Origin of the sequence: Actinocatenispora comari (genome assembly GCF_017312725.1) — a bacterium.
In the GTDB taxonomy this organism is placed as follows: Bacteria; Actinomycetota; Actinomycetes; order Mycobacteriales; family Micromonosporaceae; genus Actinocatenispora; species Actinocatenispora comari.
Window position 1 is genome coordinate 23950 of the sequence record NZ_BOPO01000110.1, and the last position, 24298, is coordinate 48247.

General features: G+C 70.5%; 26 protein-coding genes and 1 other RNA gene. 19 read left to right on the plus strand and 8 right to left on the minus strand.

What is annotated here, in order from left to right; translation table 11 throughout:
- Genes NUM_RS26000 through NUM_RS26010 form a run of 3 tightly spaced genes read left to right on the plus strand, consistent with a single transcriptional unit; the run spans position 1 to position 3408 of the window.
- A complete protein-coding gene (locus tag NUM_RS26000) occupies positions 1-1329 on the plus strand; it encodes an MFS transporter (RefSeq protein WP_207127555.1) in 1329 nt (442 codons plus the stop codon).
- 14 nt (positions 1330-1343) lie between these two features.
- Positions 1344-2606 carry a CaiB/BaiF CoA transferase family protein gene (locus tag NUM_RS26005; RefSeq protein ID WP_207127556.1) on the plus strand — a complete coding sequence of 421 codons (1263 nt, stop codon included), beginning with the start codon at positions 1344-1346 and terminating at the stop codon, positions 2604-2606.
- Between the two features lie 28 nt (positions 2607-2634).
- Positions 2635-3408: an enoyl-CoA hydratase/isomerase family protein gene (locus NUM_RS26010; RefSeq protein ID WP_207127557.1), complete on the plus strand. Its 774-nt coding sequence runs from the start codon at positions 2635-2637 to the stop codon at positions 3406-3408.
- Between the two features lie 12 nt (positions 3409-3420).
- On the opposite strand, the gene NUM_RS26015 is transcribed toward NUM_RS26010, so the two are convergent.
- The 3 genes from NUM_RS26015 to NUM_RS26025 are packed head-to-tail and all read right to left on the minus strand — an operon-like array spanning position 3421 to position 5821.
- Positions 3421-3969 carry a DinB family protein gene (locus NUM_RS26015; protein WP_207127558.1) on the minus strand — a complete coding sequence of 183 codons (549 nt, stop codon included), beginning with the start codon at positions 3967-3969 and terminating at the stop codon, positions 3421-3423.
- Between the two features lie 42 nt (positions 3970-4011).
- Complete coding sequence (locus NUM_RS26020) at positions 4012-4575, minus strand: universal stress protein (protein WP_207127559.1); 564 nt, start codon at positions 4573-4575, stop codon at positions 4012-4014.
- A 4-nt stretch (positions 4576-4579) separates the two neighbouring features.
- Complete coding sequence (locus tag NUM_RS26025; RefSeq protein ID WP_207127560.1) at positions 4580-5821, minus strand: ArsB/NhaD family transporter; 1242 nt, start codon at positions 5819-5821, stop codon at positions 4580-4582.
- A 179-nt stretch (positions 5822-6000) separates the two neighbouring features.
- Here NUM_RS26025 and NUM_RS26030 point away from each other — a divergent pair, with 179 nt between their 5' ends.
- Together NUM_RS26030 and mctP are read left to right on the plus strand one after the other, a co-directional pair.
- The gene (locus NUM_RS26030) at positions 6001-6276 is read left to right on the plus strand and encodes a DUF3311 domain-containing protein (protein ID WP_370467063.1); all 276 of its coding nucleotides are present in this window, start codon (positions 6001-6003) and stop codon (positions 6274-6276) included.
- Positions 6277-6388: 112 nt separating this feature from the next.
- Positions 6389-7981, plus strand: coding sequence for a monocarboxylate uptake permease MctP (gene mctP, locus NUM_RS26035; RefSeq protein WP_207127561.1), 1593 nt, complete (start codon positions 6389-6391; stop codon positions 7979-7981).
- A 477-nt stretch (positions 7982-8458) separates the two neighbouring features.
- Here the strand turns inward: mctP and NUM_RS26040 are convergent, their stop codons facing one another.
- Positions 8459-9685: an MFS transporter gene (locus tag NUM_RS26040; protein WP_207127562.1), complete on the minus strand. Its 1227-nt coding sequence runs from the start codon at positions 9683-9685 to the stop codon at positions 8459-8461.
- Between NUM_RS26040 and NUM_RS26045 the strand changes: the two genes are divergently transcribed.
- The 3 genes from NUM_RS26045 (at position 9684) to NUM_RS26055 (ending at position 12690) form a co-directional block, all read left to right on the plus strand.
- The gene (locus tag NUM_RS26045) at positions 9684-10727 is read left to right on the plus strand and encodes an ArsR/SmtB family transcription factor (RefSeq protein ID WP_225918865.1); all 1044 of its coding nucleotides are present in this window, start codon (positions 9684-9686) and stop codon (positions 10725-10727) included. The two genes, NUM_RS26040 and NUM_RS26045, sit on opposite strands and share 2 nt — an antisense overlap.
- A gap of 197 nt (positions 10728-10924) precedes the next feature.
- Positions 10925-11333, plus strand: an RNA gene (gene rnpB, locus NUM_RS26050) — RNase P RNA component class A.
- Positions 11334-11745: 412 nt separating this feature from the next.
- A complete protein-coding gene (locus NUM_RS26055; protein ID WP_207127563.1) occupies positions 11746-12690 on the plus strand; it encodes a hypothetical protein in 945 nt (314 codons plus the stop codon).
- A 376-nt stretch (positions 12691-13066) separates the two neighbouring features.
- On the opposite strand, the gene NUM_RS26060 is transcribed toward NUM_RS26055, so the two are convergent.
- Positions 13067-13435, minus strand: a complete 369-nt coding sequence (locus NUM_RS26060; RefSeq protein ID WP_207127564.1) for a hypothetical protein — start codon at positions 13433-13435, stop codon at positions 13067-13069.
- A gap of 736 nt (positions 13436-14171) precedes the next feature.
- Between NUM_RS26060 and NUM_RS37990 the strand changes: the two genes are divergently transcribed.
- Positions 14172-15014: a hypothetical protein gene (locus NUM_RS37990; protein ID WP_207127565.1), complete on the plus strand. Its 843-nt coding sequence runs from the start codon at positions 14172-14174 to the stop codon at positions 15012-15014.
- A gap of 10 nt (positions 15015-15024) precedes the next feature.
- On the opposite strand, the gene NUM_RS26070 is transcribed toward NUM_RS37990, so the two are convergent.
- The 3 genes from NUM_RS26070 to NUM_RS26080 are packed head-to-tail and all read right to left on the minus strand — an operon-like array spanning position 15025 to position 17407.
- Complete coding sequence (locus NUM_RS26070) at positions 15025-15849, minus strand: phosphotransferase (RefSeq protein WP_207127566.1); 825 nt, start codon at positions 15847-15849, stop codon at positions 15025-15027.
- Positions 15846-16547: an HAD family hydrolase gene (locus NUM_RS26075; RefSeq protein WP_207127567.1), complete on the minus strand. Its 702-nt coding sequence runs from the start codon at positions 16545-16547 to the stop codon at positions 15846-15848. Before NUM_RS26075 ends, NUM_RS26070 begins: the two co-directional genes overlap by 4 nt.
- A complete protein-coding gene (locus tag NUM_RS26080; protein WP_207127568.1) occupies positions 16544-17407 on the minus strand; it encodes a winged helix-turn-helix domain-containing protein in 864 nt (287 codons plus the stop codon). Before NUM_RS26080 ends, NUM_RS26075 begins: the two co-directional genes overlap by 4 nt.
- A gap of 169 nt (positions 17408-17576) precedes the next feature.
- Between NUM_RS26080 and NUM_RS26085 the strand changes: the two genes are divergently transcribed.
- The 10 genes from NUM_RS26085 to NUM_RS26130 all read left to right on the plus strand — a co-directional run bounded on the left by NUM_RS26085 (position 17577) and on the right by NUM_RS26130 (position 24257).
- Positions 17577-17999: a hypothetical protein gene (locus NUM_RS26085; RefSeq protein ID WP_225918866.1), complete on the plus strand. Its 423-nt coding sequence runs from the start codon at positions 17577-17579 to the stop codon at positions 17997-17999.
- Between the two features lie 80 nt (positions 18000-18079).
- Complete coding sequence (locus NUM_RS26090; RefSeq protein WP_207127570.1) at positions 18080-18454, plus strand: hypothetical protein; 375 nt, start codon at positions 18080-18082, stop codon at positions 18452-18454.
- Positions 18451-18672, plus strand: coding sequence for a hypothetical protein (locus tag NUM_RS26095; RefSeq protein WP_207127571.1), 222 nt, complete (start codon positions 18451-18453; stop codon positions 18670-18672). Before NUM_RS26090 ends, NUM_RS26095 begins: the two co-directional genes overlap by 4 nt.
- Positions 18672-18863, plus strand: a complete 192-nt coding sequence (locus NUM_RS26100) for a hypothetical protein (protein ID WP_207127572.1) — start codon at positions 18672-18674, stop codon at positions 18861-18863. Before NUM_RS26095 ends, NUM_RS26100 begins: the two co-directional genes overlap by 1 nt.
- Entirely contained in the window at positions 18863-19132 is a 270-nt protein-coding gene (locus tag NUM_RS26105) for a hypothetical protein (RefSeq protein WP_207127573.1), read from the plus strand. Before NUM_RS26100 ends, NUM_RS26105 begins: the two co-directional genes overlap by 1 nt.
- 351 nt (positions 19133-19483) lie before the next feature.
- The gene (locus NUM_RS26110) at positions 19484-19738 is read left to right on the plus strand and encodes a hypothetical protein (RefSeq protein WP_207127574.1); all 255 of its coding nucleotides are present in this window, start codon (positions 19484-19486) and stop codon (positions 19736-19738) included.
- 116 nt (positions 19739-19854) lie between these two features.
- Positions 19855-21483, plus strand: coding sequence for a hypothetical protein (locus NUM_RS26115; protein ID WP_207127575.1), 1629 nt, complete (start codon positions 19855-19857; stop codon positions 21481-21483).
- Positions 21483-21737, plus strand: a complete 255-nt coding sequence (locus NUM_RS26120) for a spread protein (RefSeq protein WP_207127576.1) — start codon at positions 21483-21485, stop codon at positions 21735-21737. Before NUM_RS26115 ends, NUM_RS26120 begins: the two co-directional genes overlap by 1 nt.
- A 16-nt stretch (positions 21738-21753) precedes the next feature.
- Complete coding sequence (locus NUM_RS26125; protein WP_207127577.1) at positions 21754-22473, plus strand: DUF2637 domain-containing protein; 720 nt, start codon at positions 21754-21756, stop codon at positions 22471-22473.
- On the plus strand, positions 22470-24257 hold the full coding sequence (locus NUM_RS26130; RefSeq protein WP_207127578.1) for a replication initiator: 1788 nt from the start codon (positions 22470-22472) through the stop codon (positions 24255-24257). Before NUM_RS26125 ends, NUM_RS26130 begins: the two co-directional genes overlap by 4 nt.
- Positions 24258-24298 lie beyond the last annotated feature (41 nt).

Sequence of the window (24298 nt, forward strand, 5' to 3'; positions counted from 1 at the left end):
ATGACAGCAACGACGACCGGTGAGAGCCGGTTCCGGTACCGCTGGGCGGTACTGAGCATGAACTTCCTGGTGCTCGGGCTCAACTACGCCGACCGGGCGGCGATCGGGGTGGCCGCACCACTGATCATCGCCGAGTACGGCTTCAGCAAGGGCACCTGGGGCTGGATCGCCGCGGTGTTCTCGCTTGGGTACGCGCCGTTCTGCTTCATCGGCGGCGCCACCTCCGACAAGTTCGGCCCGCGCAAGGTGATGGCGCTCGCGGTCGGTTGGTGGTCGCTGTTCACGGCGCTGACCGCCGCCGGGTTCGGCTTCGTCAGCTTCATGATCATCCGCTTCCTGTTCGGCTTCGGCGAGGGGCCGCAGGCGTCGGTGACCGCGAAGACCATGTCGAACTGGTTCCCGCAGCGCAAGCTCGGCACCTCGCTGGGGCTGTCCCAGGCTTCCACGCCGCTCGGCGGCGCGGTCGGTACCCCGATCGTGGTGGCGCTGATCGAGGCGTTCGGCGGCAACTGGCGCGCCCCGTTCATCATCCTCGGCGCCATCGGGATCCTGTTCCTGCTCGGCTGGTGGGTCGTCGTCCGGGACCGCCCGGAGGGCCACCCGTGGGTCAAGCGCGTCGAGGTCGAGGAGATGCGGACCGACGCCGCGGCGCACGAGCAGGCCGCGGCAGGCGCGGGCGAGCCGGAGCGCAGCCTGTTCGGGTACCTGCGGATGCCGATCGTGCTCGCCACCGCGCTGACCTACTTCGGCTACACCTGGGTGCTGTTCACGTTCCTCACCTGGTTCCCCGACTTCCTGCACGAGGCGCACCACCTGGACCTGTCGCAGATCGCCGTGACCGGCTCGATCCCGTGGCTGTGCGGGTTCGTCGGCCTCGCGCTCGGTGGGGTGTTCACCGACGCGCTGGGCCGGCGGATCGGGCTGTTCAACTCCCGCAAGTGGACCACCGTGGTCGGCCTGCTGCTGGTGGCCTGCGCGTTCGGCCCGGTCGGCATCGTGCGCTCCGCCTACGGTGCGGTGGCGCTGATGGCCGTCACCGTCTTCATCCTGTACATCGTCGGGGCGCAGTTCTTCGCGATCATCGGGCCGGTGATCCCGTTCCGGCGGTTCGGCTCGGTGTCCGGGTTCGTGCACTTCATCGCGAACATCGCCGGCATCATCGCGCCGATCGTGCTGGGCTACGTGGTCGACGCCACCGGCTCCTGGGAGCTGTCGTTCGTGGTGTCCGCGATCGTCGTCGCGATACCGGCCATCCTGCTCGCCGTGCTCGGCCGGGACCGCCGCCGGTACGTGCCGAGCACCGAACCCGCCGCCGCGGCGGCATCGTAGAGAGGGGACCGCTGATGCCCGGGGCACTGGACGGCATTCGCATCCTGGACTTCACCCAGATGATGCTCGGCCCGTACGCCACCCAACTGCTCGCCGACCTCGGCGCCGACGTGATCAAGGTCGAGCGCCGGGAGGGCGAGTGGGAGCGCCGGCTGGAGATGATGGGCGAGCTGGTCGGCACCGGCGGAGCCGCCGGCGACCCGCCGGCCACCGGTGCGGCCGGCGACGGCGCCGCCACCGGCTCGGCCGGGAGCGCCACCGGCGCACCCGACTCCGCCGCGTTCCTTGCCATGAACCGGAACAAGCGGTCGGTCGCGGTCGACCTGAAGTCGCCGGCCGGCCGGGACGCGCTGCTGCGGCTGGCCGCGACCTGCGACGTGGTGGTGGAGAACTTCCGCCCCGGCGTCCTGGCCCGGCTCGGTCTCGGCTACGAGGAGCTGCGCGCGGTGAAGCCGGACATCATCTACTGCTCCGGCTCCGGTTGGGGGCAGGACACGGTGTTCGCGAAGGAGGGTCGGCCCGGCCAGGACCTGCTGATCCAGGCGATGTCCGGGCTCGCCGCGGCCGGCGGCCGGGCCGGCGACCCGCCGACCCCGGCCGGTACGTCCATCGTGGACGCGTCGACCGCGCTGACGCTGTCCAACGGCATTCTCGCCGCGCTGGTGGCGCGGGAACGCCACGGCATCGGGCAGCGCGTCGAGGTCGACCTGTACTCGACCGCGATCGCGCTGCAGTGCCAGGAGATCTCCGCGATGGTCAACCAGCACCGGCCGTGGGAACGGTCGGCCGCCGGGGTCGGCCAGGCGTGGCTGTCCGCCCCGTTCGGGGTGTACGCCGCCGCCGACGGCCACGTCGCGATCGCGATGGCGCCGGTGCCGAAGGTCGCCGAGCTGCTCGGCGTCGACGGCCTCGCCGACGCCGACGCCTGGGCCGACCGGGACGCGATCAAGACGGCGCTGGAGGCGGCCACCGCGCGCCGGCCGGCGGACGAGCTGGTGGCGTCGCTGCTCGCGGCGGGCATCTGGTGCGCCCGGGTGCGGACCACCGCGGAGGCGGTCGACGAGCTGCGCGAGCAGGGCCACGACCTGGTCGTCACCGTCGACCACCCGAGCCACGGCCGGCTGGAACTGATCGGCTGCCCGGTACGGCTGTCGGACACGCCCTGGCAGCTGCGACTGCCGCCGCCGATCGCCGGCCAGCACACCGACGAGGTGCTCGCCGAGGTCCTCACCGGCGACGAGCTGGCGGCGCTCCGCGAGCAGGGAGCGGTCGGATGAGTCACTCGACGCGGCGGGGAGCGGCCGGATGAGCCACCTGGTGATCGAGCGCGCCGGTGCGGTGCTGACGATCCGGATCGACCGGGAGGAGGCGCTCGGTGCCCTGTCCCGGTCGATGGTCGCCGAGCTGGGGGAGCGGCTGCGCGCGGTCCGGGCCGACGACACGGTGCGCGCGGTGGTCCTGACCGGCACCGGCCGCGGGTTCGTCGCCGGCGCCGACATCGGCGAGTACGACGGGGCCAGCGCGGCGGAGTTCGACGCCTACCAGCGGCTGTCCCGATCGGTGTTCGGAGAGCTCGCCGCGCTGCCGCAGCCCACCGTGGCCGCGGTCAACGGGTACGCGTTCGGCGGCGGCTTCGAGCTCGCGCTGTGCTGCGACTTCATCGTCGCCTCGGAGCGGGCCCGGTTCGCGCTGCCAGAGGTGAAGCTCGGCCTGATCCCCGGCGGTGGCGGCACCCAGCGGCTGGCCCGCGCCCTCGGTACCCGGCTGACCAAGGAGCTGGTGCTCACCGGCCGCACCCTCCACCCGGACGAGGCCGACCGGCGCGGGCTGCTCACCCGCCTGGTCCCGGCGGACGAGCTGGCCGGCGCCGCCGCGGAGCTCGCCGGGCAGCTGGCCGCCGGCGCCCCGCTCGCGGTACGGGAGGCGAAGCGCGTGATCGACGACGGCGTCCGGCAGGACCTGGACGCCGCGCTGACCGCCGAGCAGGCCGCGCTGGCCCGGTTGTACGCCTCGGCCGACGGCCGGGAGGGCATCGCCGCGTTCCGCGCCAAGCGACCGCCCACCTTCACCGGCCGGTGACGGCCGGCCCGGCTACTCGCCGGTGCTGCCGTCGGCGAGTTCCCGGGTGATGTCGAGGTGGCCGAGGTGCCGGGCGTACTCCTGGATCAGGTGGCAGTAGATCCAGCCGAGCGTCGGTGCCTGCTCGTCGCCGGCGAACCGGCCGGTGTCCGCGCCGCGGTCGGTGATGCGGTGCCCGGCGACGGCGGCCCGGCACCGCTCGACCTCGTCCCGGTGCCCGGCCAGCAGGCTCGCCGCGGTGGCGCCGGCCGGCACCCGCCACGGCGCGTCCGTCTCGTCCGGGTCGGCGTCGGCCCACACGTCGTCGAGCCGCTCGCCGGCGAAACCCCAGCGCAGCCAGCGGCGCTCCACGTTGGTCAGGTGCCAGACCAGCCCGAGCGGCGACCAGCCGGACGGCACCCGGCTGACCATCAGCTGCTCGTCGCTCAGCCCGGCCAGCTTGCGGGCCAACGCTTCCCGGTACCCGTCGAGGAACCCGACCAACAGTTCGTTCAGATCGCCGACCGCCGGGCTCGGCTCCTGCAACGCGTCCCGCCGCGGCGCGGCCTGCTGCTCACCCATCCCGGCACCGTACCGCCTGCCGCCGACACGACCCCGTGCACGTCAGCGACCCGGCGCGGGTGGCCGCGGCGGCGCCGGCGGCGCGGGTGGACGGGGCGGCGCTGGCGGGGTGGGTGGGCGTGGGGGAGCCGGGGGAGGGGGTGGCAGCGTGGTGAGGTTCGGCGGTTCGTCCGGCCAGACCAGCAGGACCCGGCAGGGCGCGTGATCCAGGACGAACCGGGTCGGTGGCGCGATGCTGGGCGGGCCGAGCCTGGTGTGGTCGCCGTCCCGGGCCAGCACCAGCAGGCCGGCGCGTTCGCAGGCGGCCACCACGTCGCGCTCGGGGTGCCCGGACCGGCGGGCCTGCCGGTCGGCGTCGCGACCCAGCCTGCTCGCCGCGGCCGCGAGCAGCAGGTCGGCGGCGCGGTCCTGCTCGGCGCCGAGCCGGTCGAGCGGGTCGGGTCCGCCGCGGCCGAGCAGCGCCTCGTCCGCCCCGCCGGCCAGCTCGACCAGCCGGTCGTCGGCGGTGGCGAGCAGTACGAGGTCGTCGTCGGCGTCCGCGACGGCGCCCGCGGCGTCGACCACCGACTCCCAGGTACCGGGCAGCAGCCAGGCCACGATGCGCATCGAATCACCCGATTCCGGTCAGCCGCAGCCCGCACCATAGCGCGACGGTGGCCACGACCAGGCCCGCCGGTACCGTCGACACGCCGAGCCGCAGGAACTCGCCGGCGGCCGGCCGGGCGTCGTGCGCGTGCAGGATCCGGCGCCACAGCAACGTGGCGAGCGATCCGACGTAGGTCAGGTTCGGCCCGATGTTGACGCCCAGCAGCACCGCGAGCACCAGGCCCGGCCGCGCCGCCACGACCGGTACCAGGATCAGCGTGGCGGGCAGGTTGTTCACCAGGTTGGCGAGGATCGCCGCGAGCACCGCGACGGCGAGCAGGGTGAGCAGCCCGGTACCGCCGGGTACCAGGGTGTCGACCAGGTCGGCGAGCCCGGCCCGGCGCACCGCGAGGACCACCACGCCCAGGCCGAACACGAACGCGAGGAAGCCCGGGTTCGCCGCTCGCACCAGGTGCAGCAGTGCGGCCGGCCGGCGTACCCGGCGGGCGGCGAGGACGAGCGCGCCGGCCGCGGCCACCCAGGCCGGCGCGATCCCGAACGGCTCCGCCACCGCGAACCCGACCAGCGTGGCGGCCAGTACGGTCAGCGCGAACACCGGCGGCCGCGGGCCCGGCAGCGGCGCCACCGCGTGCGTCGGGGTGCCCAGGTCGGCCGCGAAGAACCGGCGGAACACCAGGTACTCCACCGCGATCACGGCCAGCCACGGCACCGCCATCAGCCCGGTGAACGACACGAACCCCAGCCCGGACGCCGCGAACGCGAGCAGGTTGGTCAGGTTCGACACCGGCAGCAGCAGCGAGGCGGAGTTGGCCAGGTGGGTGCAGGCGTACACGTGCGGCCTGGCCCGCACCGACAGCAGCGCGGCGGTCCGGAACACCACCGGGGTCAGCAGCACCACGGTGGCGTCCAGGCTCAGCGCCGCCGTCACCACCGCGGCCACCGCGAACACCACCGTCAGCAGCCGGCGCGGCGAGCCGCGGCTGGCCCGGGCGGCGAGCGTACCGGCGAAGTCGAACACCCCGGCGTCCGCGGCGAGCTGGGCGAGCACCAGGACCGCGGCGAGGAAGCCGACGGTGGGGCCGAGCGAGCCGAGCTCGTGCACCGCGAGCCGCACCGGCACCAGCCCGAGGGCGACCGCGAGCAGCGCCGCCGGTACCGCGGCCACCGCCTCGGGCAGCCGGCGCGGCCGCACGATCGCGAACGCGAGGACGGCGAGCAGCAACGCCACCGCCCCCACCGTCCGCATGCCGGCAGGTTACGCGACGTACCGGCCGGCGTTCGGCGGAAGAGTCGGTGCGTCGAACGGGTTTCGCCGGGCCGGACGCGGGCTTACGATGCGCCTGCCCGTCGCGTGACGGGCGTCATACCGCTCGGTGCGGGTGAACCCCCAGCCGCACCGTTCCGGGAGGAGGAGGCGGTCTCACCGTGACCGAACCTGAATCAGGCGGCGCGTCCGGCTCGGACGGCGCCGCCGGGGAACCGACGTCCGGCGACGTGCCCCGCCGGTCCGACCGCAGCGCCTGGAACTGGCTGCTGCTGTTGCCCATCGTCATCCCGCTGATCACACCGCTGTTCAACCGGGACCATCCGCGACTGGCCGGGATCCCGATGTTCTACTGGCTCCAGATCGCGTTCATCATCCTCGGCGTCGGCGCCACCACGATCGTCTACCAGGTCGGAAAGCGGAGGCGGTCCCGATGAGCGAGCGTCAGCGAGCGAATCATGAGTGCCGCGTGGCGAGCGAGCGTGAGCGAGCGAGTCATGGGCATCGTGCGTCGTGCCCGATCGGGGTTCCGACGAAGGAGGAACGCCGATGAGTGCCGGGCATGTGACCGAACTGGTCATCTTCGTCGTGCTGTTCTGCGCCGTGGCGGCGATGGGTTTCTGGGCGGCGCGGTGGCGCAAGCCCGGCGACATGATGCACCTGGACGAGTGGGGTCTGGGCGGCCGTAGCTTCGGCACCTGGATCACCTGGTTCCTGGTCGGCGGCGACCTCTACACCGCGTACACCTTCGTCGCGGTGCCGGCGCTGGTGTTCGGTGCGGGCGCGGCCGGCTTCTTCGCCGTGCCGTACACGGTCGTGGTGTACCCGCTGATGTTCCTGGTCCTGATCCGGCTCTGGTCGGTGTCGCACCGGCACGGCTTCGTCACCCCGGCCGACTTCGTCCGGGCCCGCTTCGGCTCGCCGACGTTGGCGCTGCTGGTGGCGATCACCGGCATCGTGGCGACGATGCCGTACATCGCGCTGCAACTGGTCGGCATCTCCGCGGTGCTCAAGACGATGGGGCTGGGCTCGCACTGGCCGCTGGTCATCGCGTTCCTGGTACTGGCGGCGTACACGTTCCAGTCCGGGCTGCGGGCGCCGGCGCTGATCGCGTTCGTCAAGGACCTGCTGATCTACGCGGTCATCATCGTCACCGTCATCTACATCCCGTACAAGCTGGGCGGGTTCGGCCACATCTTCGACGCGGCGAGCAAGCACTTCACCGCGACGACGCCGCCGACCGGTTCGACCGTGCTGGGTGCCAACAACCAGCTCAACTACGCCACCCTGGCGTTCGGTTCGGCGCTCGCGCTGTTCCTGTACCCGCACAGCGTGACCGGGGTACTGGCCTCCAAGAGCCGCAACGTGATCAAGCGCAACATGTCCGCGCTGCCGGCGTACTCGTTCCTGCTCGGGCTGATCGCGCTGCTCGGCTTCATGGCCATCGCGGCCGGTACCACGCCGATCGGCAAGGACGGCAACACGATCGTGCCGCGGCTGTTCGACCAGATGTTCCCGAGCTGGTTCGCCGGCGTCGCGTTCGCCGCCGTCGGCATCGGCGCGCTGGTACCGGCGGCGATCATGTCGATCGCGGCGGCCAACCTGTTCACCCGCAACATCTGGCGCGAGTACATCAAGAAGGACGCGTCGCCGCGGCACGAGGCGTGGGTGAGCAAGATCGTGTCGCTGCTGGTGAAGTTCGGTGCGCTGCTGTTCATCGTGTTCCTGAACCCGCAGTTCTCCATCGACCTGCAACTGATCGGCGGCGTGATCATCCTGCAGACGCTGCCGTCGGTGGCGCTGGGCCTGCTCACCCGGTGGTTCCACCGGTGGGCGCTGGTGCTCGGCTGGGTGGCCGGCATGGCGATCGGGATGTGGATGCTCTACACGATCCCGAACCCGAAGACCGGACACCTGCACTTCGGTGGGTCGGCGTTCGCGCTGTCCAAGCTCGGCTTCGACACCGACTGGACGATCTACACCGGGTTCGTCGCGGTCATCGTCAACCTGCTGGTCGCGGTGATCGCCACGCTGATCTTCAAGGCGGCCAAGGCGCCCGACGGTGCCGACGCCACCACGCCGGACGACTACACGGCCGACGAGGGCGACCCGAAGGTCTCGGAGCTGCCCGTGACGGCCTGACCCCGAGCCGTCGGACACGCTCGCGCGGCGCCCGCTCCGTGGCCGGAGCGGGCGCCGTCGTCTGCCGACAACCCCCTGGTACGACGCGGCCGGCGGCTCCCGCCGGCGCACCGGCAGCACCGAACTCTCCCGGTATCCGGGGTAGCGCCGGACCAGCCCGGCGAGCGCCAGCGCGGGCGGCCGGCACGCCAGCTGCCACCAGCCGTCCGGCGTGCCCCCGCGACCCAGCCGCACCGCCGTCCCGCGCACGCTACCCGCGCCCGCCGACACCCTGCGACCGTTCACGACCGGCATCCGCCGAGCCGTTCGCGAACGACCGGCGCCGCCGAGCCGGCCGCGAACGACCGGCATCCGCCGAGCCGGCCGCGGTTCAGCTGCCGGCGGGGGGGGCGTCCGGCTCGGCGGGTTGCCGGGGACACCGCGCCCGACCACGGATTCGCGGCGGAGCCGGTCGCCACTCGTGAAGCGGGCGGCGAGCTAGCCGGTCGGGGCGTCGGCCAGCGGGCGGTCGGCCGGCGCGGTGGCGCTGCGGCGTACCCGGTGGACGGTGGCCGCGGTGGCGCCGAGCCCCAGCAGTGCCGCGGTGACCACCACCAGGTGCGGCGCCAGGTACTCGGCCGCCGCGCCGGCCGCCGCCATCCCGATCGCCTGGCCGAGCATCAGCCCGCCGGAGTTGACCGCCATCGCCCGGCCGGCCAGCTGCTCCGGTACCGCGGCGAGGAACCACTGGTCGAGCCCGACCAGGTAGGCCGAGCACAGCCCGGCACCGAACAGCGCCAGTACCGCGACCGGCAGGCCGGGGTGCACCGCGAACACCGTCAGCGGCAGCAGCGAGGCGCTCGCGAGCGGCAACACCAGCCGGGACCGCAGCCGGGCGGAGAGCATCCCGGCGCCGAGCTCACCGAGTACCGTGCCGGCCGGTACCGCGGTCATCAGCAGGCCGAGGCCGACCGACCCCTGCCCGATCCCGTGCGCGTACGGGGCGGCGAGCGCCTCCGGTGCCACCGCGAACACCGGCGGCACCCACCACAACGCCAGCAGCACCCGGATCCGCGGCGCGCCGAACACCGCACGCAGGCCGTGCACCGAATCGCCCAGCATGGTGCGGCCGGTGCCGCCGCGCGCCGGCCGCCACCGGGTACCCAGGCGCAACAGCAGTGCGGACAGCACGAAACCGGCCGCCTCGCCGGCCAGCGCGAACCGCGGCGACACCGCGACGAGCAGCAGCCCGCCGACCGCGAACCCGACCAGCTGGGACGACTGCGTCACCACCCGGATCAGCGACCGGGCCAGCACCGCGGCCGGCCCCGGCACGATCTCCGGGATGCTCGCCGCCCGGGCCGCGCCGAAGACCGGCGCCACCGTCGCGCTCGCGAACCGCAACCCGAGCAGGGCGGCGACCGGCAGCCCCGGTACCGCCATGGCCGCGATCAGCAGTGCGGACAGCAGGTTGCACCAGACCAGGACCGTCCGGGTCGGGTAGCGGTCGGCGATCGAGGCGAGCACGGTGCCGCCCAGCGCGTACGGGACGAAACCGACGGCGAACGTGGCCGCGGTCAGGAACGGCGACCCGGTCGACCGGTACACCAGGACCGACAGCGCGACCTCGGCGACCATCGTGCCGAGCATCGAGATCACGTGCGCGACGAACATCGGGCGGTACTCGCGCACCGCGAACACCGCCCCGTACCGGGTGACAGCCATGCCCGGCAGCCTCGCGGCCGGTACCGTCGCCGGCGAGAGATTCGGTGAGGAGCGAATGATGGCGGTGACCCTGCGGTTCGGCTCGGACGACGCGCTGCGCTGCCGGTTCGCCATCTCGCCGCTGTGGGAGGCGCACGCCGCGCTGTACACGCTGCGCGACGCCACCGAGGCGCACCACCTGCCGTGGGTGCGCCGGGCCCGCGCCGCGCTCGCCGACGTCGACCTGTCCCCGCTGTACGCGGTGCTGCCGACCCGCGGGTACACCCCGGACTTCGTCGCGCCGCCGCCGGCCGGCCCGGCCGAGACGTTCGACGCCGAACTGGCCCGGGTCCGGGCGACCGCGCCCGAGGTCGCGGCCCGCGAGCTCGCCCTCAGCCTGGACCGGCCCGGTGACCCGGAGGCGGCCCGGGCGGCCCCGGACCTGCTCGCCGACCCGGCCGCCACCATCGGCCGGCTCGCCGACCTGGTCGCGTCGGTCTGGCGGGCCGCGGTCGAACCCGACTGGCCGCGGCTGCGCGGGCTGCTGCAGGCCGACGTCGCGTACCGGGCCAGGATGCTCGCCGACCACGGCCTCGCCCGGCTGCTCGACGACCTGCACCCCCGCCTGTCGTACGCCGACGGCGTGCTCACGTTCGCCGCACACTGGGGCCACGACCGGCACCTCGACGGCGCCGGCCTGCTGCTGATGCCCAGCGCCTTCGTCGGCGACCGGATCGCCACCGGATTCCCGCCGCCCTGGCAGCCGACCCTGGTGTACCCGGTCCGCGGCGCCGCCACCCTGTGGCGCCCGGCCGAGTCACCCGACGAGCCGCTCGCCCGGCTGCTCGGCCGCGGCCGAGCCCGGATCCTGCTCGCGCTGGCCGAGCCGGCCACCACCACGGCGCTCGCGCACCGGTTGCGGCTCGCCCCGGCGACCGTGTCCGCGCACCTCGCGGTCCTGCGCTCGGCCGGCCTGGTCACCGCCGGTCGGCACCGGCACGAGGTGCTGTACCGGCAGACCTCGCTCGCCGACGCGCTCATCGCCTCGTGCGCCACCGGCTGATCGTCGGTGCCTGCCGCCGTGATCGTCGTGCCGGTCGGTGCCTGCCAGTCCGCGATCCTCGCTGCCGGCCGGTGTCTGCCAGTCCGCGGTCCTCGCTGCCGGCCGGTGTCTGCCACCGGGTGCTCGTCGGTACCGGACGGCGCCCGCCACCGGGTGATCATCGGTGCCGGGCGGCGACGTACGATGGCCGCGGTGGACGAGCCGGCCAGACGGTCGCGTCGCCGGGAGCGATCCCGGCGCCGAGGAACGTCCGGGCTCCACAGGGCAGGGTGGTTGTCAACGGCAACCCGGGGTGACCCGCGGGACAGTGCCACAGAAAACAGACCGCCACGGCCGCTTCGGCGACCGCGGTAAGGGTGAAACGGTGGTGTAAGAGACCACCAGCGCCCCGGGTGACCGGGGCGGCTCGGTAAACCCCACCCGGAGCAAGGTCACAAGGGCCGTGGCGACACGGCCTGCGCAGGCGTTCGAGGGTAGCCCGCCCGAGCCTGCGGGTAGACCGCTCGAGCCCGTCGGCGACGGCGGGCCTAGATGGATGGCCGTCACCCGGGGCAGTGCCGCAAGGCGCCCCGGGCACAGAACCCGGCGTACCGGCCGACTCGTCCACCCCACCCCAGCTCCCGGCGCCGATCATGGCGCTGACCTGCATTGACGCTGGTCGACGGTGGTCATGAATGGTCGTCGTCGGTGGTCGTCGGAGCCCCCAACGAGCCCCCAGAGCCCCCGACGAGCCCCCGAGATTCTGTCCATCCCGTCTGCCGTCGGCCCACCCTCCGGGTAGCGGGGCTGTCCTGTCTGGTGAAGGTGGAGCGCCCGACCGGACGTACGACCTTCGCCAGACAGGACAGGTCTGCTAAGGCGTCGCCTGGGTCGTCGGCGGGCGGGATGGACAGCCTTCGGCAACCAGCCATCGACCCGCACCCGCCCGGCTGTCCCCATCCATCCTGGAGCCTGAGCGCCCCCGCCGGAGGCGTGTTCCTCGGGCGGCGATGTCGCAGCGGGTGGCTAGCGTGTCGGCGTGAGCGAGTCATTCGATCTTGAGCCGGGTGCGGTGTTGACGCGAGGCGAGCGGGCTGCGCGTTGGGGTGGTGGTACGCAGCGGGGGATTGAGCCGTCGACGCGGACGCCGAACGTGTTCCTGTACGCCGACCCGGCGGAGGCAGGCAAGTTCGGCTACGTCGATGGGTGGGCGCCGGACGGCGACGTGTTCCTGTACACCGGTGAGGGCAGCGAGGGTGACCAGCAGCTGGCGCAGGGGAACGTGTCGGTGTTGGAGCATCGTCGGCAGGGCCGGGCGCTGCGGTTGTTCGTCGCGGTGTCGGGCAAGCAGCGCGGCGGAAAGCTGCATCGCTACGTGGGCGAGTTCGAAGTGGACCGCGACATCCCGTTCACCCGGGAGGATGCGCCGGATGCGTTGGGCGCCATCCGGTCTGCGCTGGTGTTTCGGCTGCGCCCCGCGGGATCTGTCGAGCATCGCGAGTCGGATGCCAGCCACGTCGACACCGCGATGATTGGCCCTCGCGCCGAGCTGGTGGGCGTCGAACGTGCCGTGGCTGTGGAGTCGGATCGTAAGGCCACGCCGGGTGGCAAGGCGCGCCGTCGTGAGGCTGAGCTGACCGAGCAGTACCGGGCGTGGTTGGAGGCGCAGGGCCACGAGGTCAAGCAGTGGAAGCTGCATCTACCTGGGCAGGTGGCAGCGCTCCGCACCGACCTGTTCGACGTGACGGCTGGCGAGATTTACGAGGCGAAGGGCTCGATCGCGCGAGAGAGCATCCGCATGGCGATCGGGCAGCTGCTCGATTACCGCCGTCACGTGCCGGTGCCGGGTGCCGTGCTGGCCGTGCTGCTTCCTGCCCGTCCCTCGGATGACCTCGTGGATCTGGTGACCTCTGCGGGCATGAGCTGCGTGTACCGGCAGGATGCGGGGAGCTTCGCTCGGGTCGGCCCGGCCACGGTGAGTTGAGGCAGCGCCTTTCGGCAGGCAGCGTGTGCGGCCGCGGCTCGTGCCCAGCTGACTCGGGGGCAAGATGGCCCCGGGGTTGGGCCATCGCGGCAGCGCTCGCCCGCAAGCACGGCGAAACGGTGGCCACGCAGAGGCGAGCGTAAGGCCGTGCCCGACAGCTCGCTCTGGCCCTGGCGGTGCTCGTCGACGGCGGCGCCGGGCGCGGGCCGGCCTTCCGCCCGCCGAGGCCGCCAGGCCGTAGGCGGGCGGCCCTTCCCGGACCGTGCCCGGCGCCTGCGCCGCGCAGCGGCGCCTTGATCCAGTAGAGACCAATTCGGCAATAGCAGAGGCTAGGCTCGTGTCCTGTCTCGGGTGATGCTTGACGTGCCGGCCCCCGTCAGCGTTGGAAGTGACGCGGGTCGGCCACGTAGCGATCGAGGCCAGGATCCTCGTAGAGGTCCTGAAACGCGTCGACGAGCTCCCAGCCGGGGCCAAGCTCCTCGCTGAGCTGATGGAGAGCATGACGGACTGCCCGGTTGAAGCGCTCACACTCGTGCTCGCGCCACGGACCCGGATCCGGCGGGTAGTCCCAGTTCAGTGACCCGTCGTACTGCTCGACGAGCGATGCGAGCTGGTCCCGGAGAGGCTGGCCGATCGGCAGACGTACGAGGTCAACCGGGAAGCCGTACCGCTGCTGATCCTGGTCGGACTCCGGCCACAGGACTCCTCCGGAGCCCGCGTCGAAGAAGAACCGGACCCGTGGCATGGCTCGGATGCTGGCCGCTGCCCGATCACCTGTCAAGCGTCAGCCGATACAGATCCGTCAGGCATCACCTGAGTCAAGGCACGGAGGCTAGGCTCGCGACATCTATGTGGAGGTATGCGTGATGGAGAAGCCCCCGCTAACGCAGATTCTGTCGCCTGGAGAGTATCGTGTTGAATGGGATCTACCCACACAAGATGGCGTAAGCACCGTTAGTCTCGATGGCGATATACATCTACGAGCCGATCGTCAACCAATCGGATATGCGTACGGTCCAGTGCCATCAGTCTATTCGCATGAGAATGGCACTTCCTGGGCCGGCTTTCCTCAGGTTTACAAACCCGGCTTAATTCGCGGAACACTACTAAATGGCCTTCAGGTGGTGCTCATCGACCCGACTGTTGAAATCTGGGTAGATACCAGAGCAGTAATAACGGCTCGGGCCGCGCTTGTTGGCCGCGCGGATAGGTTCCCGGAAGAGCCTGGGATCGCGGTCTCACAAATAGAGATGCAGATAAGCGGATTGGATTGTATCGCGGGGATCCCGCCGCTACGCAGCTCAGGGCGAAAGGAGAATAGCGGTGCGACTCTGGACTGGTCGTGGGAGGTGCGGGGTGAGCCCGCTAGCGTCAGTAGCTGGTCCGACGACGTGGCTCAGGTCGAGGTTCGGTTCCTTCCGGGGTGGCGGCCGTCAATGGATCATTATCGGTTCTACGTGATATTTAGCCCGATTGTCCGCGTGAAGCTGCAGCGATCCATTTCGTTCAATGAGGCGATTTCTGATTGGGTATCGCCACTGAGATATATAGTTGCGTTGGGTACGGGCCGCAAGGAAGAATCCACCTATTTAAGCATTCGGGTCGGCCCGGATAGGAGCGATGACTTGACGTTTCAAGTTTACGGTTCGTCGCTTGGGCAGATGCCATACGCGTCCGATGGCAATGCTATTTTGAAGGTGCGCCGGGCGTTTTCTATCTCAACCCATCACTTGTCGCTTCTGGAATTGCTGAGATCGTGGCAGGAGTTGGAACGGCTACACCATCCGCTGTTGGAGACTTACGGATCTCTTATGTTTGTGGCAGAACAGCATCCGCGTTCTCGCTATCTATTGTTGATTCAGGCACTGGAGGGCCTGGATGGATTCGATACACGTGCGGACCGGCAGAAGAATGTAGCTGCGCACTCTGGGCGCCGAACCGCGGTTCTGGAAGCCCTCCAGAGGTTGGCTGGTGCTCTCGGTTCGGAAGAGATTAAGTTCATTAAGAAATTTTTAAATAAGAGGCCGCTATCTAGCCTGGATGATTGTCTTCGGAGAACCATTCAGGGCCTGCCAATCGACACTGCCTCCGAGCTGGGTGATACGGCCCTCGTCCGTTCTGTCATGGCGGAGCGCGCCAATGGCGACTATGCGACGTGCCTTAGAATCGTTCGGAATGATTTGGCGCACGGAAACCGCGGCTATGATGCGTTCGAATTGCACGAAGCGGCAGAGATACTGGACCGAGTGGTACGGGCGCATCTGGCGAAGGCTTTGGGCTGCGGCGATACTGTACAGTCAAGAATCCTTGAAAAGGATCACTAACCCGAAGGTGTCATACGCGTGCCGCTTTCGCAACTGACACCCACGAGTAGATGCGGTCGAGGTCTACACGAAGTTCCTTTGATAGAAAAGCGATGGCGCTTTGAAATGTATTTGTATCGAGCTTGGATACTGCAATCGCGACGTCATACGCTAGTTCGCCGCTAGTGCCCCGCGGATCGATTAGGCTTAGATGGTCCCGATGTTTGGTCAGAATGTTCCAGGGCGAGGCGTCGCCATGGCATAAGGAAGGGATATGGCTCTGAGCGAGTTCGTCCAGGAGGATGATGGCCTGGCTGCGTTCGGGAAGTGGTGCCACGCTACGGCCTCGGGGTAGGTCGTTCAGGTGATCGTCGGTGAGGCGGCCACGGAGCCAGTGAAAGATGCTGGGCAGGTCGGCGTCTGGTGCGGGTTGGTCGGCTAGGGGCTGAAGCATTTCGACGATGGCGCCGGGCGTCGGCGGCTCGGTGAGATCGCCGAGTGGGATACCTGGCGTGACGCGATCCATGACGGTCCATATGCCGATGTCGGTGGTGCGGACCTGATGGAGGCGCGGGGACACGCCAAGCTTGGCGAGCGCGCGACTGACGGTGGCCTGGTGGCCTCCGTCGGGGTCCGGCGTCGACCGGAATACGAGGGGGCCGGTCGGGGTGTCGGCGCTGACGACTAGTCCGTAGCGGGCGGGCATGACCTGGGGGTGGGTCGCGTGGTGCTCGGCCAGTAGCTCGTGCAGCTCGTCGACGACTACGGCGGACCAGGCGGGGCCGACTGCTGGCCAGCGTCGGTGGACCTGCTGCCGGACGCCTTCCGGTACGGCGAGTTGGGCGAGGTTCGTCATGGCATCGTCCGGTCCTCGGTGCCGGTGTCCAGGCTGAGTGCCTCGGCGAGTTGGTACATGTCGGTGACCGTGGTGGTGGCGCCAGCGTTCGTGAGGCGGTCGGCTTTGCCGGGCTTGTTGGCGTAACCGATGCTGGCGGCTCCGGCAGCCTGGGCTGCCTCGATGTCGGTGATGGAGTCCCCGATCAGGACGCATTCAGCGTTGGGGACGTGGTGGCGGCGTGCGGCCTCCTGCAGCGGCCACGGGTCGGGCTTCATGCGTTCGGGAGCGGCGTGGGGCCGGCCGATGACTCCGGCGACGTGCTCGCCGAGCTGGTGCAGTACGAGGTAGGTGCGGACGGCGGCGGCTGAGTTGTTGCTGACGATCACGACGGGGCGGCCTGCACGGTGGGCGGCGGTCAGCATGTCCAGGCATCCGGGGGTCGGCTCGGCGGTGCGGGCGGCTTCGACCTCGGCGGCGGTCACGAGGGTTTCGATGGTGTCGGCCTGGTCGCGGTGCTGACGGATCAGCTCGGCGCCGAGCTCGGGCGGTCCGTACTGGTCGGCGTCGTCGGGCAGCGGGACACCGGCGGCGGCGAGCTGGGCGGCGAGTCGGTTCGCGACGGTGCGGGCTGGGGTGCCGGCGAACAGGTGGGCGGTCGGTCCGTCGAAGTCGAGCAGGATGAGGCGGGTGGCGGCGAAGATCTGGGTGGGGGTCATAGCGGGTAGTCCTGGGCGATGGTGTCCCAGCGGGTGTCGAACCACTGCTGTGCCTGCTCGATGAACTCCCGGGAAATCGACGTGTCGCCGTCGCTGTCGGCGAAGTGGAACAGGGTCGAGTCTTTGCCCAGAACGTCGCGGATGACGGTCGGGGTGCCGTCGATGCTGACGCGGTTGTCGATCACCGAGTACAGGCCGAAGAACGCTTCGGCGTGGTTGATCACGTAGAGCTTGAACGACGGCGGCATGTCGTGGGTGCGTACCTCGACGCGGGCGCTGGGCACCAGCCCCATCCCGGCCAGTTCGCGCACCGGCTCGGCGATGCTCTCGACCGACCGGCGGATGATGCGGTCTGCGCGGGCTCGTACGGCGGGGTCGTCTTGGCCGGTCTCGGCGTTGGATGGCAGCATCGTGGGCCGGCTGACGTCGGTCAGTAGCAGCCGGATCGCGATGGACTGCGGGGTGAGGCGTCCGGCGCGGACCTTGTCCAGCGGCTCGGTAATGGCTCCGGCCAGCGTCTCGCCGGAGAACCCGGCGAAGTCGATCGACACGTGCGCGCGGTCGAAGGCGGCTTCGATGTGCGGCCGGAGTCCGACCGCGCGCTCGGTGCGCTGCTTGACGAACACACCGCTGCCCTGTCGGCTGACCGTGAGGTGTTCGGCGTGCAGCTGCGCCAGTGCACGCTTGACGGTCTCGCGGGCCACGTTGTACCGGGCCGCGAGGTCGTTCTGCGAGGGGAGCTTGTCGCCGGGCGCGAACCGGCCGGTCAGGATCGCTGCTCGTAGCGCGTTCGCGATCTGCTGTGCCGGGGACCGGGGGTCGTCCGGGTCGAGATCGGACAGCGCATCCGTCTGCGTCATTGCCACAGGGTACGGGCTGACTAGCCAGGATGGCTAAATCTGCCCGACATGGTTGACATGGCTAGCCAAGCGAGTCATGCTGATCTCAGCACACACGACTAGCCAAGCTAGTCACAAAGTAGCCCGGTCGAGAGCGGCCAATGGGGCATCGAGTAGAGGAGTGGTTGTTGTGCTGGAGCGTGGTACGCGGTTCTCGGTTCCGTTCGAGGTGCCGTTCCCGAAGGGCCTGATGCAGTCCGGCCCGGTAATGCCGGACTACGAGTACAACCCGAACAAGAACGCGCCGAAGGTGCAGAAGCGCGATGAGGTCACCGGGAAGCTTCAGTTCAAGGCGAACGTGACGGACCCGGCGGAGACCAACGCGAAGCGGGCGTCGTTCGCGCTGCTGTTCGTGGCGGATGTGCAGCCGGTGCCGGAGACCCCCGAGCTGGTGCCGGGTACCGACATGCGGCTGATCGAGCTGGAGGGCCTGACCGCGGAGCCGCGGGTGATGGGGCAGGGCGAGTTCAAGTACCTGGGCTACATCTTCCGCGCCGAGGGCTACCGCCCGGCGGGCGGGAAGTCGGCGTCTCGTTCGGACAAGGCGGCCTGATTCGTGACGTGGGCCGGGCTGCGGCATGGTTCCCGGCCCGGCCTGCGTCGACCAATGCGGTGTGTGGGAGGGAGTGGGCGGTGACCAGGAAGCATGAGGCGGCGGCGTTGGCAGCGCGGGGGATCGACGCGATTCGGGATGCGTACCTGACGGGTGGGTCGGATGCGCAGCGGGTGGCGGCCCTAATCGAGATTGCCGGTGCTGCGGCGGCGCTGGCCCGGACGGTGGCCCGGTTCCGGCACGTGGACCGGGTGGAGCTGTTCGAGCTGGTGTCGCGGCGCTCCGATGTGCTGCCGGTGCTGGGTCGCGGGCAGTGGCTGCCCACGATGACCTACCACGTCCCGGCCCCGGGCAAGCGGCGGGTTCGCCGTCGTAGCAACACATCCACGGCGGAGGTGCCGGTGCCGGCGGTGATTCAGCCGGAGCTGTTCGCGGACGTGGACGGTGCGGCGTGAACGGCGAGGACTCGTTCCGCGGGCGGCATGTGGCGTTGGTGTCGGCAGGGGTGTTCGACATCCCGTGCGCGTTCCGGCGGATCTCCACGGCGATCGCGGATCAGGACTACCCGCTGGCGCTGCGGGCGATCGAAGACGCGCGGTCGGTGCTGGACGAGACGGCCCGGCTGGCGCGGCTGTCGATCCCGGACGGCGCGTTGTCGGGTGGTGGCCGGTGATGGCGCTGGATTGGGAGGACCTGGCGGCGGTGGTGGAGCTGGCGGACGCGGAGTTGCGGGCGTTGCGGGGTGCAGTGGTGGCTCGGGACGTGGAGGCGATGACGGCTGCGGGTGAGCGGCTGCGGGCGGTGTCGGTGACGGCGAGGCAGTTCGTGCAGGCCCTGGCGGCGCGGGAGCGAGGTGGCTGGTGATGGACACGGAAGGGAGGCCGGTGTTGTCGGCGGCGGACGTGATGGATCAGGTGACGTTGGGCCGTGATCCGGGGCCGGATGCGCGGGAGCGGTTGCGCGCCTGGTGTGGCTTGAGCGAGGCGCTGGTGTCGGGGCTGGTGAGCCTGCGGGCGTCGATGGGTGGTTCGGGTGACTACTTGTCGCGGCTGGTCGATGAGGCGCAGCAGGCCATGACCGAGCTGTCGGAGCGGCTGTCGTACACGCGGCAGCGTCTCGACACCGACCGGTAGGGGCTCGTGGTGGCGGTGTCGCGGCGGCTTCGGCAGGCGGTAGCGGTGTCTCGCCGGGTGCGGTGGCAGGTGCGGAGCTCGGTCATGGGTTCGGTGCCGGTGCGGGCGTGGATGCGGGCGACCTACCGGACCGGCAAGACGGTGGCGTCGATGCGCTACGGGCTCCCGCAACGGGGCGTGGTGGCGGTACGGCGGTCGGGTGGCCGGACGAGGTTCGCTCGTCGTCCGGCGGGCCGCTCGGGGATGAGTCGTCCGGCGGTGGGTCGGCCGGCTCGTCCGGCAACTGGTGGTGGCCGGTCGGCTCGTCCGGCGGGTCAACGGAATGTCCGGCAACAGGTGAGGAGAGCAGTCATGGCAGACGAGGCGTTGGCGCAGGTCCGGACCGCGCTACAGGGCAAGGTCGGCAACGGTGAGGGTCTGGCGCTGGTCCGCTCGTGGGCGGCGTCGGTGCGCTCAGCGGCCGACGAGGTGGCGTCGGTGCAGCGGAAGTTGTCGGTGGCTGAGGATGAGTTCCTGGACCGTCCGGCGCAGCAGTCGTTCAACTGGCTGGCGCGGCTGACCGACAACCTGGATCACTTGGCGCGCAAGCTGTCCGCCGGCCAGTAGGCGGCACGGTAAGTCACGGAAGGTAGGGCGAGGGCCGCCCGTCACGCACACAGCATGCGGGCGGCCCTTTCTGTGCCAAAACACGGTTACGCACGGTGAGCGGAGGGGTAGGGGTCATGGCTAAGCGGGTGGTGGCCACGCAGGTCTATCGCGAGTCGATGGGCCAGCGGCTGTGGGACGCGATGCCGCTGGTGGTGCAGATCCCGGTAGCGGTGGGTGTCGGCGTCTACCGGGTGATCAAGCTCGCGGTCCAGCACCCCCGCACCACCGGCGTGGTCGCCACGCTCGGCACGGCGGGGCTGGTCGGGGGCCGGTGGGCGCTGGCCGGCGTCGTCCTGGCCCCGATCGTCGCCGGTGCGGTGTTCCGGATCTGCTGGCCGGCCTCGTTCAAGCAGCGGGTCACGCCCCACATTCTGCGGTGGCAGCGTCGCTGGATCCGCTACGGCCGGCGGTGGGACCGCTGGATGACCCGGTGCAAGCTGACCGTGCGGGACCACGACGGCGAGGTCATTCCCAGCATCCGCAAGGTGCAGGTCCTGCCGGCGGCCGATCGGCTGCTGGTCGACGTGCCGGTCGGGATGACCGTGGACACCCTGCGCGGCAAGACGGGGGAGCTGGCGAACGCGGCGCGGGCGCTGGCCTGCCGGGTGTGGGAGGTGCCGGGCAGTCCCGGCGAGGCGTGGGTGGAGTTCCAGCACACCGACATCCTGACCTCCACGGTGGCGGCGCTGCCGATCCCGCAGGCCGACGAGTCGGGCATGGTGCCGGTGGACCTGGCGGCCGTCCCGGTCGGCATGCGTGAGGACGGGACCGCGTGGGTGATTCCGCTGCTGGCCCGGCATGTGCTGGTGGCGGGCCGGTCCCGGTCGGGTAAGGGCTCGCTCATCTGGTCGGTACTGCGGTACCTGGCGCCGGCGATCCGGGCCGGTCTGGTGAAGGTGACCGGGATCGACCCGAAGGGCGGCATGGAGCTGTCCATCGGGCGCCCGTTGTTCACCCGGTATGAGGCGGACCGGGCCGAAGCCATGGTCGAGCTGCTGGAGGCAGAGGCCGATCATATGGACTGCGTGGCGTTGGAGCTGGCGGGCAATGTCCGCAAGTTCACCCCGTCGATGACCCACCCGCTGCATCTGGTGATCGTGGACGAGTTGGCGACGCTGACCGCGTACGCGCCGATGGATGTGCGGCGCCGGGCTGAGTACGCGTTGGGGCGGCTGCTGACCAAGGGCGCGGCGGTCGGCTGGGTGGTGCTCGGGTGCGTGCAGGAGCCGTCGAAGGACATCATCCCGATGCGCGGCCTGTTCACCTACCGCATCGCCCTCGGGCTCGACACCCCGTCGCAGGTGGACATGGTGTTGGGCGACGGGATGCGCGACCTGGGTGCGCTGGCCGATCAGATCCCGTTGACGGCGCCGGGCATGGGCTACGCGCTGTCGGAGTTCGAGAAGAACCCGTTCCGGGTGCGTGCCGCCTACGTCGATGACGACCAGATCCGCGACATGGCCGCCGAGTATGCGCCGATCACCACCGACGCCAACGACGTCGAAGACATCCCGGCTGCCCCCATGGCTGGCAACCGCAACGAGGGCCAGGCGGACGAGGCCAAGCGGCCGGAGCCGGTGGAAGTGGTCGACCTGGAGGAATGCCCGCCGGCCGACGCGACGCCGGTAGTGCCTGACTCGCTGCTGGCCAAACTGCGCAACCTGCCGGCAGCGGACGGCTCGGACGGATCGGAGGCGGCGTGATGAGTGCGGTACCAGCAGACAACGACGGGGCGCGGCTGTTCCGCATCCGGGTCCCTGGATCGGAGAAGTCCACGGCGGTCACGGTGCGGATGACCGACGAGTCGGCGTGGATCGCGATCGGGGCACGACATCGCAGGCTTCCGCTCACGGTCCCGGAGGCGTGGGCGCTGTTCAAAGCCCTGGCCGACGCCCTGGACACCGCCGGGGAACCGCCGGCGTTCCTGTCTCGTCCTGTCAAGCGCGACACCAAGTAGAGGGAGGTGACCTGTGATGGCTGAGGCAAGCAAGACCCAGCGGGTGGAGGACATCGCCCGGCTCGGGATCATGGGCGCGATCGGCGTCATGGCCGGTGCCGCGTCCTTCACGCACATGCACGACTGGACGATGCAGGCGCTTCCGCACGGGACGGCCGACTGGTTCGGCTGGGCGAACGCGGTCGCTTCCGAGCTGATGCCCACGTGTGCGCTGTTGGAGATCCGCCGGAAGCGCCGCTCAGGCGGCTCGATCGGCTACCCGGTCGCGCTGCTGGTCGCCTCCGGCCTGCTCTCGCTGGGCGCCCAGGTCTCGCAAGCCGGAGACTCCCTCACCTCGAAGGGTCTGGCGGCGTTACCGGCGTTGGCGTTCATGCTGCTGGTCAAGCTGGTGTTCTCCGGGCTGCCCCACGGCACGCCGGCGTCGCAGGCTTCGGCTGACGAGGATGCCGCCGACCATCAGCACCAGACCTCCGCCGGCGATCACCGCGGTATGCCACACGCGCTCGTGGCGGACGGCCCGCACGATCGTGAAGAAGACACCGACCCACGCGATCGACAGACCGAACTGGCGCAGCACATCCCCGCCGTTGCGGACGGGCCACAAGGGGTACCAGCGAGGTCGGCGCATGATCAGAACGTAGCGGCGCCCGGACCGGTGACGCCTCGTCCGATCGTCCCGTCTGCCCCGGTGGTGCCGGGTCGTGTTAACGGCCGTCCGGTGGTGGTCGGCCGATGAGCACCGACATGATGACGCTGCCCGGTCTCGGGCAGGACGAGGCACCCCGGCAGGGGTCGCGGGCGGCTCGACTGTTGCAGCCGATCGCGAAGGACGTTGCGGTTGAGCTGGCGAAGCAGTTCGGGGTGTGCGTCAAGCCGGTCTGGCTTCGGCGCACCAACACGGCGACCGGGGAAACCGAGCTGGTGTCGGTGCCGTGCGGCGCTACCTCGGCGGCGAAGTGTGAGCCGTGCGCGGAGGCGAACCGCAGGCTGCGGATGCAGCAGATTCGGGAGGGCTGGCACCTGACCGACGAGCCGGTCACGACCCCTGATGCCCCGACCGATGAGCAGCGGGAGTTGGTGGAGTACCGGGCGGTGTTGGAGTTCGCCCGGACCTCGGTTGTCTTGGCGGCCGAGTGGGACCAGGTGCGCGAGCTGGACGCGGAGATTGACCGGGTGGACGAGCAGATCACCGCGGCCGGTGTGCGCGGCTCGGTCCTGCCCGGCGGCCGGAAAGACGGCAGCGATCCGGACGAGTCGGCCCCGGCCCGGAAGCGGTCCACGAAACGGCGGCAGGACGCACCGGACCTTCCTCGGCTGCCCGTGGCGAACCGGACGATCCCGCATCCGCACATCGGTACGGACGGGCGGGAGCACCGGGACTCGATGTTCCTGACGCTGACGCTGGGCTCGTACGGGCCGATCCACTCCGCCTACCGCCGTCGCGGCCGGGTGCAGGTATGCGAGTGCGGACAGCTGCACAGCCCCCACGACCCCCGCATCGGGACCCCGGTGGACCCCGACTCCTACGACTACCGGGCCGCGGCGCTGGACTGCATCCACTTCGCCAAGGTCCTCGACCGGTTCTGGCAGAACCTGCGCCGGGCCGTGGGCTGGAACGTGCAGTACGCGGGGTCGGTGGAGATGCAAAAGCGGCTGGCCCCGCACGGGCACTTCGCCGTCCGGGGCGCACTGGCCCGCAAGCTGGCCAACCAGGTCGCGGCGGCGACCTACCACCAGGTGTGGTGGCCCGCCCACGACAAGATCGTGTACGACCCGGACGGGGCAGTACCGGTGTGGGACCCAGACACGAAAACCTACCGGGACCCCGAAACCAGCGCGGCGCTGCCGACCTGGGACGAGGCGCTGGACGCGATCGACGAGGACCCGGACGCGGAGCCTGCGCACGTGGTGCGGCTGGGCGCTCTCAACGCCAAGGGCGTACGGGGTGGCTCCGAGAGCGCGGAGAAGACGATCCGCTACATCACGAAGTACATCACCAAAGACATCACCGACGCGGTCGCACCGGGGTCGCGGGCGCAGGAAGACCACCTCGCTCGCCTGGCGGCGGAGCTGCAAGTCCTGCCGTGCTCTCCGACGTGCGCGAACTGGCTGCTGTACGGGGTGCAGCCCAAGAATGCCAAGGCCACGGCGCGGCCGGGACGGTGCAAGGGCAAGGTGCATCAGCGGCGCACGCTCGGGTTCACCGGGCGGCGGGTTCTGGTCTCCCGGCAGTGGTCGAACAAGACCCTGTCCGATCACCGGGCCGACCGGAAAGCCTGGGTCAAGGCTCTGCTCGCGCTTTCGGCAACCGGGGAGACGGCCGGCGAGCACGACCGGGTGCCCGGCGACCCGCCCCCGTTCGAGTACGAGTTGGCGTCGAGGGACGACCCGGACGTGCCTCCGCCGCACGTGCACTTCTTGCGCAAGATCGCCGAACGGCAAGCCTGGCGGGCACAACTCGACGCGGCGAAACAACAGGTACAGCAGCAGCTTTCGGCAACGCAAACCGTTGCGGCATAAGGATCTGGGGAGGATCACTGTGTCCACGAAGGACGCGGTTC